The sequence below is a fragment of the Pseudomonas sp. 57B-090624 genome (genome assembly GCF_003234055.1).
Taxonomy (GTDB): domain Bacteria; phylum Pseudomonadota; class Gammaproteobacteria; order Pseudomonadales; family Pseudomonadaceae; genus Metapseudomonas; species Metapseudomonas tohonis.
Genome location: NZ_QKRU01000013.1, coordinates 104081 through 116114, shown reverse-complemented (window position 1 = coordinate 116114; position 12034 = coordinate 104081). Strand labels below are relative to the sequence as shown.

The 12034-nt window shown below is 70.2% G+C and carries 9 protein-coding genes and 1 pseudogene; 4 read left to right on the top strand and 6 right to left on the bottom strand.

The features are described from left to right. Together DMX10_RS08835 and DMX10_RS08830 are read left to right on the top strand one after the other, a co-directional pair. Positions 1–164 (top strand): annotated as a pseudogene (locus DMX10_RS08835) (lipase); the annotation flags it as partial. 69 nt (positions 165–233) lie between these two features. Further along, the gene (locus DMX10_RS08830; protein WP_111260730.1) at positions 234–842 is read left to right on the top strand and encodes an isochorismatase family protein; all 609 of its coding nucleotides are present in this window, start codon (positions 234–236) and stop codon (positions 840–842) included. Between the two features lie 19 nt (positions 843–861). Here the strand turns inward: DMX10_RS08830 and DMX10_RS08825 are convergent, their stop codons facing one another. Together DMX10_RS08825 and DMX10_RS08820 are read right to left on the bottom strand one after the other, a co-directional pair. Further along, on the bottom strand, positions 862–1755 hold the full coding sequence (locus DMX10_RS08825; protein WP_111260729.1) for a LysR family transcriptional regulator: 894 nt from the start codon (positions 1753–1755) through the stop codon (positions 862–864). Positions 1756–2407: 652 nt separating this feature from the next. Next, on the bottom strand, positions 2408–4366 hold the full coding sequence (locus tag DMX10_RS08820) for a DEAD/DEAH box helicase (protein ID WP_111260728.1): 1959 nt from the start codon (positions 4364–4366) through the stop codon (positions 2408–2410). Positions 4367–4597: 231 nt separating this feature from the next. On the opposite strand from DMX10_RS08820, the gene DMX10_RS08815 reads away from it, so the two are divergent. Next, the gene (locus DMX10_RS08815; RefSeq protein ID WP_111260727.1) at positions 4598–5068 is read left to right on the top strand and encodes a hypothetical protein; all 471 of its coding nucleotides are present in this window, start codon (positions 4598–4600) and stop codon (positions 5066–5068) included. 3 nt (positions 5069–5071) lie between these two features. On the opposite strand, the gene DMX10_RS08810 is transcribed toward DMX10_RS08815, so the two are convergent. The 3 genes from DMX10_RS08810 to DMX10_RS08800 form a co-directional block, all read right to left on the bottom strand. Then, entirely contained in the window at positions 5072–5839 is a 768-nt protein-coding gene (locus DMX10_RS08810; protein ID WP_111260726.1) for an alpha/beta hydrolase, read from the bottom strand. A 56-nt stretch (positions 5840–5895) separates the two neighbouring features. Then, positions 5896–8046: a TonB-dependent copper receptor gene (locus DMX10_RS08805; protein ID WP_178082934.1), complete on the bottom strand. Its 2151-nt coding sequence runs from the start codon at positions 8044–8046 to the stop codon at positions 5896–5898. Between the two features lie 106 nt (positions 8047–8152). After that, entirely contained in the window at positions 8153–8536 is a 384-nt protein-coding gene (locus tag DMX10_RS08800; protein ID WP_111260725.1) for a DUF2946 family protein, read from the bottom strand. 177 nt (positions 8537–8713) lie between these two features. Here DMX10_RS08800 and DMX10_RS08795 point away from each other — a divergent pair, with 177 nt between their 5' ends. Further along, the gene (locus DMX10_RS08795) at positions 8714–9715 is read left to right on the top strand and encodes a diaminopimelate epimerase (protein WP_111260724.1); all 1002 of its coding nucleotides are present in this window, start codon (positions 8714–8716) and stop codon (positions 9713–9715) included. Positions 9716–9723: 8 nt separating this feature from the next. Here the strand turns inward: DMX10_RS08795 and DMX10_RS08790 are convergent, their stop codons facing one another. Then, a complete protein-coding gene (locus tag DMX10_RS08790; protein ID WP_111260723.1) occupies positions 9724–11856 on the bottom strand; it encodes an acetyl-CoA hydrolase/transferase C-terminal domain-containing protein in 2133 nt (710 codons plus the stop codon). Positions 11857–12034 lie beyond the last annotated feature (178 nt).

Here is a 12034-nt window from a genome sequence, read left to right as displayed (position 1 = left end):
AAGCCTATGCCCGCAAGCTGGACGCCGCCGGCGTCGAGGTCACCGCCGTGCGCTACAACGGCATGATCCACGACTACGGCCTGCTCAACGTGGTCAACCAGGTCCCGGCGGTGCGCTCGGCCATGCGTCAGGCCGGCGCCGAACTGAAGAAGCACCTGCAATAAACCCAACCCGCGCACGCCCCCGGTCGCCACTGCCACCGGGGGCGCTCGCGCTTGCAGCCGGAGGCCGCCATGCAACCCGCTACCGCCATCCCGGATGCCAGCCTGCTGGCCCCCGACAACCACCTGCTGGTGCTGCTCGACCACCAGGCCCAGCCCGCCCTGGCCACCCGCTCCATCGACGCCATCAGCCTGCGCGACAACCTCGCCCTGCTGGCCAAGGCCGCCTGGCAGTTCGAGGTGCCGACGCTGATCAGCAGCCTCGACGCACCGGCCTTCGCCGGGGAGCTGCTGGAAGAACTCACTGCGGTATTCCCCGAGCAGCCGGTGCTCCGCCGCCGCACCTTCAATGCCTGGGAAGACGCCCCCTTCATCGAAGGGGTCAACGCCAGCGGCCGGCGCCGCCTGGTGCTGGCCGGGCTGTGGACCTCGGTGAGCATCGCCGCCACCGCGCTCTCGTCACTGGGCCAGGGCTTCGCGGTGTATCTGGTGGTGGACGCCGGCGGCGATGTCTCGCCCCTGGCACAGGAAACCGCCTTGCAGCGCCTGCTGCAACGGGGCGTGCAGCCGCTCACCAGCCTGCAGTACCTGCTGGAGTTGCAACGCGACTGGTCACGCACGGACACCGCCTCGCGGGTGCTGGAAATCGCCCGCGCCCACGCCGGCCCCCTGGGGTTGTGACCCCCTCCCAGCCCGGGCTTCAGCCCGGGGCAGGCGCATCACCGCGCAAGCGCGCCGCATCCCGCTCGAAGCACTCCGTCAGCCAGCGCGACACCGCCTGGTAACGACCGATGCGCCCGGCATCACGGTGGCTCAGCAACCACACCTCGCGATACAGCTCGGGCCCCGCCCCCAGGCGACGCAGGCCATGGCGCTCGCCCAGCAGGCAGGGCAGCAGCGCCAGCCCCATGCCGGTGGCGCAGGCCTGCACCAGGGTGCTGACACTGGACACCCGCAGCGGGCAACGCAGCGATGGCGAAAGGTTGCCCAGCCATTTCATCTCCGGCATGCCGTCCAGCTCCTCGCCATAGGCCAGCCAGGGCTGCTCGCACCATTGCTCGCGGGTCAGGCCCACATGGCACTCGGCGCCGTACACGGCGAAGCCCAGGTCGCCGACCTTGCGCATCACCAGCGCGGCGTCGTCCTGGGGGCGCGCCAGGCGCAGGGCGAAATCCGCCTCGCGGCGGGTGAAGGACAACGACTGGTTGGCCACCAGCAGCTGCAACTGCAGCTCCGGGTAGGTGCTGGCCAGGGCCGGCATGTGCTCCACCAGCCAGTGGCTGAACAGGAAGTCGATGGAGGTCAGGCGCACCGCACCGCCCACTTCGCTGGCCTCGCTGCGGGTGTCCAGCAGCATGCTCTGCACATCCCCCAGCACCCGCTCGGCATAGGCCAGGAACACCTGCCCCGCCTCGGTGGCGTGGTAGCGCGTGGTGTCGCGTATGAACAGCCGCGTCTGCAGGCTCTGCTCCGCCGCCGCCAGGCGCCGGCTCATGGTGGACGGGTCGATGCCGAGGGACCGCCCCGCCGCACTCATGCTGCCGTGGCGGGCCAGCGCCAGCAGCAGGGGGATGTCGTTCCAGTCGAAGTTCACGGGGGCTCCAGAGGTGGCCGCAGGTGGCCGGCCGCCCACGATAACAAGCCTCCCCCGGCGTACCGCAAGGGGCGGTATGGAATCGGTGTGACAAGATTTTCAACGGCCGGCGCCCTTCACCGGGCCGTGCGGGGAAGGCCGATCGCGAATGAATTCGCGCCTACCGGCTCAACGCTTCAGCGGCCGCGCCCGGCCTGCACCTGGCGGACGGCTTTCGTAGGCTGGGTAGAGCGGAGCGAAACCCATGCGGTGGAGGTAGCAGAAATCCGTAAATGCCCGGAAGCCACCCTGCTCAAGCGTTTGCTTTGACCCCAACAGCCAACGCAGACATAACCCGCGAATTCGCTGCCGCCGGGCGACTGGCGTCGCCCCTGCAGGCGCTTTCGCAGAGCTCGCTCCTATGGGCTCAACGACTCAGCGACCGCGCCCGGCCAACACCTGGCGGACGGCTTTCGTAGGCTGGGTAGAGCGGAGCGAAACCCATGCGGTGGAGGTAGCAGAAATCCATAAATGCCCGGAAGCCACCCTGCTCAAGCGTTTGCTTTGACCCCAACAGCCAACGCAGACATAACCCGTGAATTCGCTGCCGCCGGGCGACTGGCGTCGCCCCTGCAGGCGCTTTCGCAGAGCTCGCTCCTATGGGCTCAACGACTCAGCGACCGCGCCCGGCCAATACGGCGGTGGCACCCTGGGCCTTGCGGCAGTACCAGATGACGCGGCTGACGCCCCGGGTGATGGCGACGTAGGCCAGGCGCAGGCTCTCGTCGCGCATGGCCTGGTCGTAGCTGTTGCGGAAGAAACCGCAGCGCGCATAAAGGGCATTGCGCAGCGGGTGCGCCTCGGTGGGCAGGCAGTCGTCGACTATCACCGCCACCTCCGCCTGCAAGCCCTTGGCGCGGTGGATGCTGTAGGCCTTGACCGGCAGCGCCGGGTCCAGCTGCGCCTGGATGCTGCGCAGCACCTCGTTGCGCCGGCCAAGCAGGAGCACGGCGGTGCGCTCGCCGCTGCCCAGTGCCTCGACATGCCGGCACTGGGCCTGGATATCGGCGACCAGGTTCGGCAGCCCGGTGGCCAGGTCGAAACCCTGCACCAGGCGCACGCCATCGTCCGGCTGGGCGAGCTTCACCGCGCGACTGGTCTTCTCCTGCTTGAAGGCGACGCCGCCGAGCACCGCCTCGCCATCACGCACCACCGCCTCGATGGAGCGGTAGTTGGTTTCCAGCAGCAGCACCTTGCTCTTCTTCGCCTTGCCCTTGCCGGGGAAGTGGCGGTCGAAGTCCATGAACAGTTCCGGGGAGCTGCCGCGCCAGCCGTAGATGGACTGCCAGTCGTCGCCGATGGCCATCAGGCTCGGCGCCCGGCGCGAGCGCGCCAACTGGCGGTGCACGGCCTGCAGCCACTGGACGATCTGCGGGGAGATGTCCTGGAACTCGTCGATCAACAGGTGCGTCAGCGGCTCCAGCAGCGCGGCGTCGACGCTGCCGGCCTCCAGGCGGCGGGTGAGCTCGGCGAAGGCGTCGTTGAAGGTCATCAGGCCGCGCTCGCGCAGCAGCGCCTGGAAGCGCGCCCAGAAGGGTTGCAGGGCCTCGATGAAGAGTCGCTCCTGGGGCGGGCAGTTGAGCTTGCCCGGCTGCAACAGATCGATGCGCAGGCCGATGCTTTCGATGAACCCGGCCTGGCCATGGAAGGCCTCCGGCAACGGCAGCGCGGTCAGTTCGCCGGCCAGGCGCAATCCATCACGGGGTGCCTGGCCGATGGTGGCGCCCTCCTCGTCCACCGGTTCGGCCAACCCCAGCAGGCGGTGCACCCGCTGGCGGAAGGTGGCGTCGGCTGAGTAGCAGCCCTGGTAGGCCTCCTCCAGCAGGCGTTGCTGGGCCGGGCGCAGGCGGCCGGTGGCCAGGGGGTTGTCCGGCTCGGCCCCGGGGTCGCGGTCTTCCAGTTGCTCGAACCAGCCGGGGTTGCCCAGCGCCGCCTTGGCCAGCACGCCCATGGCCGCATGGAAGGTGCGCACGCATTGGCGCGCCTGGGTGGCGTCGAAGGCGAATCCCCAGAAGCCGAGCACCCGCTGCAACTGGTCGCGCAACTGCGCGCAGGAGGCATTGGTGAACGAGATGACGGTGAGCCTGCCCGGCTCGATGCCCAGGTGGCAGAGCATGAACACCACGCGCAGCACCAGGGTGGTGGACTTGCCGGAGCCGGCGCCGGCGAAGATGCGGGTGACCGGTGCGCGCCCGAGGATCATCGCCCACTGCTCGTCCGAGGGCGCGGCGACCACGCCGGCGGCCACCGCCTCGGCGACCTTCAGGCGCATGGCCTCGGCCGCACCGGCGCTCTGCCGCAGGGTGCCGCCGTAGATGCCGTTGTCGGGTGCTTCAGCGGTTGCCGCGATGGCCCCGCCCGGTTCCTTGGGGGCGGACTTCTTGCCGCTCGCACGGCCCTTGGGGGTGCTGGTGGCGCCCTTGCGGCTGCGCCCACGGGGCTTCTTCTGCGCCTGGGCGGCCATGGCCTGCGCGGCCTCGCGCTCTTCGCGCAGGTAGGCGGTGGTACGGGGGAAATAACGCGCCAGCGCTCCGGAGAGCAGCGACTTGTAGCGCTTGACGGCAGAGAACATCCGAATGGTCCGGGGAAAGCGAATAACGGGGCGCGATGATAAGGGCTTTGCCACCGCGGCGTCAGTTGCTGGCCCCTGGCCAACCGGCGGCAAGGCCTTGCCCCACGACGGCAAGGCGGCGCCGTGCCCGCATCGGGACGCCGGGCTGGAAGCCTTCTGCAACGGGGCTTCTGCGGTTATGGCCCGATCCCTGCAACCAAGCCGCGCATCCTCTGCATCCAGGGAAAGGCCATGACCATCATCTCCAACAGCTCGCCGCTGGCCACCTACCTCGCCAGTGCCACCAAGCCCTCGACCGCCGGCACCAGCGGCTCCATGTCCGGCACCGAGGACAAGACACCGCAGAAGCCCGCCGACCCCATCGCCGAACTGCGCCAGTTCGCCGCCAACCTGGTGGCCCAGGGGCGCGGCGGGCTGATGAACGCCATGGCCGGCAACACCAGCAACGTGCTGAGCAACGCCAGCGCGGCGACCCGGGCCGGGCTCAATGGCGGCAACGGCGCGCAGATGCAGTTGCCGGATGTCTCGACCCTGGACCGCGACGACGCCGCCAAGATGCTGACCCAGGTGCAGAAGCTGCTCGACAAGGGCCTCGAAGGCGCCTTCTCCTTCGTCGGCGTGAATGGCGACAAGCAGACCAGCTCGCTGGAGACCTACCGCGACTGGCTGCAGGCCAAGGGCGGCATCAGCATCTACGCCTGAGCCTCAGCGCAGGGCCTCGCCCAGCAACGCCAGGTAGCGCGGGTGCAGGGAAATGTCGTTGTGGCCCGCACCGGCCAGCACCTCCAGCCGCGCCACGCCGGGGGCGAAGGCCGCCGCCAGGCGCTCGCTGCTGTCTCGCGGGATGACCCTGTCGTCGCCGGCCAGCATCAGCAGCGTCGGCACCCGCAACGCGCCGGCGACATCCGCCGAACGGTAGCGATCCTCCAGCAGCCAGCGCACCGGTGCCCAGGGGAAGCGCCCGGCGGCGACGTTCTCGATGCTGTCGTAGGGCGTGATCAGCACCAGCCGGCTCACCGGTCTCTGGCTGGCCAGCTGCACGGCGACCCCGGAGCCGAGGCTGCGCCCCACCACCGCCACGCGCGGATGCTCGGTGTGGATGTGGTCGAACAGCCGTTGCGCGTCACGCAGGATCAGCGCCTCGCCCGGCTCGCCGGAACTGCCACCGTAGCCGGGGTAGTGCATCAGGTAGAGCGCGTGGTCGGGGAAGGCCCCGGCCAGTTGCACAAGGTTCATCGACACGTCCTCGGCGTTGCCGCCGAAATACAGCAGCGCGTCGGCGCCAGGGCGCGGGCGCACGGTGACCACCAGGCGTCCCTCGGCCACCGGCAGTTCCAGGGTGTTTTCCGGCGCCTGCACGGCACGCGGCTGGGGGAAGTAGAGCAACGCCCGCTGGAACACGAAGAGCGCGGTGCAAAGCGCCAGGTAGAGCAGGACGGCGACGAGGGTGGTCCAGAACAGGACGCGCGGCATGGCTGATTCCCCGTGGAAGGAAGGCCCCCGCGCCGGGCGCGGGGGCGCTCAGCCTATCAGAAGCTGAAGTCCACCTTGGTCCACAGGGTGCGGCCGGGCTCCTTGATCGCCTCGGGCTCGGCAGGGAAGCCGAAGCCGGCGTCGCCCGCGAGGTTGAGGTGCTCGGCGTAGGCCTTGTCGAAGAGGTTGTCAACCCCGGCGCTGACCTTGATGTCGCGGGTCAGGCGGTAGGCCCCGTTGAGGGAGAACACCGCGAAGCCGCCGCTCTTGCCGAAGTCCTGCCCCACCACGTTGCCCTGGCCTTCGGCCACGCGGTTCTGCGCGGCGGCCACGCGCCACAGGGCACCGGCGCTCCAGTCGTCACGCTCGTAGGTCAGGCCCAGGCGCGCCTCCAGCGGCGGCATCTGCGGCAGCGCGCGACCATCGGAGCTGTTCTTGCCCCAGGCGTAGGCCAGGGTGGCGTCGGTCTTCCAGTTGCCGTCCAGGCGGTAGGCCGCGCCCAGTTCGCCGCCCATGATGCGCGCATCGATATTCTCGGCCCGCGAGGTGTCGCCCATCATCCCCGGGGTGTAGGTGAAGAGGATGTAGTCGCGCACCTGGCCGACGTAGCCGGACGCCCAGGCCTCCAGGTCGCCCTCGCTGTACTGCACGCCGAAGTCAAGCTGGGTGGTCTTCTCCGGCTTGACGCCATCGAAGGCATTGCGCGACCCGGCCGGGCCCTGGTTGGGCGAGTACAGTTCCCAGTAGTCGGGGAAGCGCTGCACGTGACCGAGGCCGGCATAGAGGGTGGTGGCGCTGTCCAGGTCGTGCTCGTAGCGCGCGAAGCCGCTGGGCAGGGTGTCGGCGCGGGTCCCGCCGAAGGTCGGGTTGGCCATGCCCATCATGCCCAGGGTGCGGCGGTAGTCCTTGGCGTCGGAGCGGTCGAGGCGCGCGCCGGCCACCAGGCGGTCGCCCTCCTCCACGTACCAGGTCAGCTCGCCGAAGGCGCCGTAGCTGTGCATCAGCGCATCACGGGTGCGGGGGAACTGGTCGGCGTCGGTGAAGGTGCCGCTCATCATCGAGTAGCGCGAGGCGCGCTTGCGGTGCTCGCTGCGCATGGCGTCGAGGCCGGCCACCAGCTCCACCTCGCTCCACTTGAAGGTGGCGGCCATGCGCGCGCCGAGGGTGCGGCGGTCCACCTGCGAGGCCATCGGCATGGGCATCGAACTGGTCGGGTCGGGGTTGCGCAGGCGGAAGTTGTCCATCACATGGTCGGCGTAGTTGTAGTAGACCTGCGCCTCCAGCTTGTCGAGCACGCCGCCGAGGTTGCTGCGCTCGAAGCGCAGGCCGAGGCTTTCGCGCAGGAACTGGCTGCCGTCCATGCCGCGCCCGGCATAGCGGGATTCGCCGTTGCCGCGGCCGGCGGAAAGCTCGACCAGGGTGTCGGCATCCGGGGTCCAGCCGATGGCCACGTCGCCGTTCCACTTGTCCCAGCGCGAGGGCACGGTGTCGCCATTGCCATCCTCGTAGTCGTCGGACTGGGAGTGGTTGCCGGTGGCGCGCAGGTAGCCGGTCTCGTTGCCCACGGCGCCGTCCAGCACGCGGTCGAAGCGGCCGTTGGAGCCGGCCAGCAGGCTGGCGTGGAGGCGGCTGCCGAGCTCGCCGAAACGCTCCGGCTCACGCTCGAAGAGCACAGTGCCGGCGGAGGCACCAGGGCCCCAGAGCACGGTCTGCGGGCCCTTGATCACGGTGAGCTTGTCGAAGGTCTCGGGGGAGATGTAGGAGCTCGGGGCGTCCATCCGCCCCGGGCAGGCACCGAGCATCAGGCCGCCGTTGGTGCGCAGGTTGAGGCGCGAGCCGAACATGCCGCGCAGCACCGGGTCGCCGTTGGTGCCGCCGTTGCGGATGGCGGCGAAGCCGGGAATGGTCTTCAGGTAGTCGGTGCCGTCGCTGGCGGGCACCGGCTGGCGGGCCTGTTTCGGGTCGGTGACGATGGTCAGCGGCGAGCTCTGCTGCACGGCGGTGATGACGGTGGCGCTGACCTCGAGCGCTTCGGAAGCGGGCGCGACAGGCGCCACGGGCTGCTCGTGGTCATGTTCGTGTTCGTGGGCGACGACGCCCGCGGCGAAGGCGAGGCCGGCGGCCAGGGCGAAGGCGTGGCGCCAGCGCAGGCGGGCGGCGTCGGGCTGGAAGGCGAAACGGGTGGAGCGGTTGGCAGGCAGGTGCATCGGGTTCATTCCATGATCTGAAATCGAAGGCCGCGTCGCGGTCGGCGCGACGGGCAGGTCGGGTCGGCGGCGTCACCAGGACGGCCGCCGGCTCAGGCGTGTGAATTCAGATGCAGGGAGAGGCGCGGGGGTTGGCCGCGGGCCAGCAATGGCGGGGCGGCGTGCGCGGCCGGCTTTCCCGTGCCGGGCGCGGGGCGCTGCGGCGGCGCTGGAGCCAGAACAGGCCGAGGAAGAACAGGATGCCGAGGGTGACGGCGTTGCCCATCGGGCAGTTGAAGCCGGCAGTGGAGAGCTGCGCGGGCGCGCCGGGCCGGTCGCCGTCGAGGGAGGGGCCGTCGGCGCCGGTGGCCGAGCAGAAGGCACCGCCGAGGCCGCTGAGTTCGAGGCCCATCGCCTGGCCGTGATGAATCCCGCAGGCGAGCAGGTTGAACAGGACGCAAGCGTAGAGCATCCAGGCGATCAACGAGCGGTCGTGGCAGGCGCTTTTCATGGGCGGCGACTCTAGCACCGAAAATTCACGGCGAGAAAGCCGGCCCTTGTGGTGGATTGCCGCAGGCGCCCGGGCGCCTCGACGTCGGATCGAACCCCGGGCGAGGCCTGCGAATCCTTGGCGGCGCAGTGGCCAGTCCCGGTAAAGTCGCTGCTCCGAACCGCGCCGAGAACCTTCATGTCCCGCCTCTACGATGCACGCGGCAACCGCTATGTCGTCACCACGCCCGATGCGCTGCGCCGCCTGGGCATCGCCATCGCGCAGGAAGCCGCCGAGGCGGCGCAGGCCCGCGAGAACTGGAGCGCCGCGGCCATCGAGGCCCTGTGCGGCTGGCCCGAGGGCGAGCGACCGGAAGGCGCCAAGGGCCATCGTTCGGACGGGCTGCTGGTCGGCCCCTTCGGCAGCGCCTCGCCCTGGGACCTGCTGATCGTCAACACCGACGGCAGCCTGACCGAACGCAGCGGCAACGGCATGACCCTCTTCGCCCAGGCCCTGCTCGACGACGGCCACGTCGCGCCCGGCCAGGCCTTCGTCCTGCATGTGCACCACGACAAGCCCGGCGGCGGCTCGCCGGTGGTCACGCCCATCGAGCCCGCCGTGCGCGATGGCCAGCCGGGCTTCTGGTTGCAGATGGGCGCCCCGGGATTCGGTCCCGAGGCGGTCGGCGCCGATTCCGAGCACCTGGCCCCAGCCGACTTCCACGGTCGCCCCCTGAGCCGCGTCGACGCCCTGGCACAACTGGACCCCGGGTGGTGCCGCAGCCAGTTCGTGCGCATCGGCAATCCCCACTGCGTGACCCTGCTGGAGGCGCCCGCCGCGCTGCCCGCCATGCCCTGGCTACGCGCCGCCGACGCCCACGCGGCGCTGGAACGCATCGCCTATGCCGCGCCCATCGGCGCAGGCGATCCCTGCCCCGCCGGGGTCAACCTGCAATGGGCGGCGCGGGCAGCGGATGGCGCCATCGAGGCACGGGTGTTCGAGCGCGGCGAAGGGGCGACCGAGTCTTCCGGCAGCAGCGCCTGCGCGGTGGCCTGCGCGGCCTGGAAGGCCGGGCTGGTGGCGGCCGGCGAGGTGCGCGTGCGCATGCCCGGCGGCACCGCGCCGCTGCGCCTGGAGCAGCAGGGCGACGCCCTGGTGGGCGTCTGGCTGTTCGGCGTGGGAACGCGCCTGGAGGGTTGAGGCAGGGCTCAGCTCGGCGCGGTGGCCTTGAGCCCGGCCAGCACCAGCTTCTGGTAGAGCTGCTCGCGCAGGCCGCTGGGTGCGTGCAGGTCCATGCGCTGCAAGTGGCGGGTGTAGTCCGCCGGCTCCGGCAGGTCGAACAGGGTGGCCATGCCCAGTTCGAGGATCTCGCTGAGCTTGAGCTTGCTCTTCAACCAGCGCAGGGCACGCAACAGGTCCTGCTCCTCCGGCGTGAAGTCGCAGCCCAGCGGGTACTCGGCGAACAACCTCGGATGCTCGGCCTGCAACGCCAGCAGGCGCCAGGGCGTGTTCTGCCGGTACAGCGGGTCGAGGACGAAATCGGCAGGCAGCTTGCCGGCCTTCTGCGCCTCGGCGATCAGGCCGTCCTGGAAGCGCGAATCGGCGATGCGCAGTAGCGCCTCGATCACCTCGGCGTCGTTCTTGCCGCGCAGGTCGGCGATGCCGTACTCGGTCACCACCAGGTCGCGCAGGTGCCGGGGAATGGTGGCGTGGCCGTATTCCCAGACGATGTTGGAGCTGGCCTCGCCGCCGGATTCGCGCCAGCTGCGCAGCATCAGGATCGAGCGTGCGCCGTCCAGCTCGTGGGCCTGGGCGACGAAGTCGTATTGCCCGCCGACCCCGCTGAGCACGCGGCCATCCTCCAGCTGGTCGGCGGCGCTGGCGCCCAGCAGGGTGATGGTGAAGCAGCTGTTGACGAAGCGCGCATCGCGACGTTGCAGGCGCTTGAGTTCCTCGTCGCCATGCAGGCGGTTGACGTAACTGATGGCGGTCATGGCGATGCGCGACAGCGGCCCGTCGCCCAGCTCGCGCAGGCGCTGGTAGAAGGCCTCGGGGCCGAGGAAGAAGCCACCGTGGATCAGCACACCGCCCCGCGCCCGGCCGAGCCGCTCGACCAGGGCGGCGCGGGTGGCGGCGTCGTCGAGCGTGGCGCTGAGCCGGCGCCCATCGGCCAGCAGCAGGTGCTCGCCGTCCAGGCGCAGGTCATCGCCGAGCAGGCCATGGCGCTGCAGCCAGGCGAGGCCGTCGGCGTCGAGTACGCGCGGCAGTTCATCGAGCAACGCGTCGAGGTCGGTCAGCGTGCCGTGGGGGTCCAGCGCGCCGGCGTTGGCCAGGCGCTGCAGGCGCACATCGGGGTACACGGGGCGGCGCAGCACCCCGGCCTCCAGCAGCACCAGCAGGCCCAGCAGGAACATCTCGCTGTTGGCGTAGAGGCCCTGGGCGAACGGCGCCAGGCCGCCCTCACGCTCCACCAGGCCACCCCAGCGCTGCGGCACTTCGAGGGCATCGAGCACGGCGCGGTAACCGGCGTTGTCGCCCTGGCGCGCCACCAGCGCAGCGGCCAGGCCGTCGGCCATGGCGCCGATACCCACCTGCAAGGTGCCGCCATCGCGCACCAGGGCGCTGGCGTGCAGGCCGATGGCGTGGTCCTGCAGGCTCACCGGCAGGTTGGGGGTGGAGAACAGGGTGCTGCGCTCGGGCGCATCCAGCACCAGGTCGAACTCGCCGGCGTCGAGCTCGGCGTCGCCCGGCATATAAGGAAGCGCCTCGTGCACCTGGGCGATGGCGAGGATGGTCTCGCCCGCCGCACGGCGACGACGCAGGCGCGGCAGCAGGTCGAGGGTGATGTCGGGGTTGCAGCTGAGGCTGAAGCGCCCGGGGCTCTGCGGCCGCGCGGCGACCATCTGCGCCACCAGGTTCAGGCCCTTGCGGTCGAGGTCGCGGGCCACCTGGCTGTAGTTGAGGCTGACGTAGCTCTGCTGGGCCTGGGGGTTGTCCAGCTGGCTGGCCGGCTGCAGGTAGAACTCCTCGACGCGGATGTGCGCCGGCAGCTCGCCACAGCGCAGGTCGCTGAGGTAGTCGAGTTCGATGTAGTCGCCATAGAGGCGACGCAGGAAAGGGCCGGAGAAACGCTGCTCCAGCTCGCTGGCCGGTTGCGGCTTGGCCAGGGACAGTGCGGTGTAGATGGTCAGCTGGCGCTCGGGCAGCGCCTTGACACGCTGGTAGAGCGCGTTGACGAAGCGGTTGGGCTTGCCCAGCCCCAGGGGGATGCCGAGGCGGATGGGCCCCTCGATCCGGCGCAGCACTTCATCCACGGCCTGTTCCAGCGAGCAGTTGGGCACCTGTCCTCTCCCTTGCAGATCGACGATGCAGGGTTGGACCGGCACGGCTGCGCTTTTGCTCAACGTGCGACGGGCTGCGATTCAAACGCTCGCTTGGATTGCGCTTTCCAGGATTTTTCAGGCAGCATCGACCGGGTGCTGGCATAGCACCTGCATTCCTACCAGCCCCAACCACCTA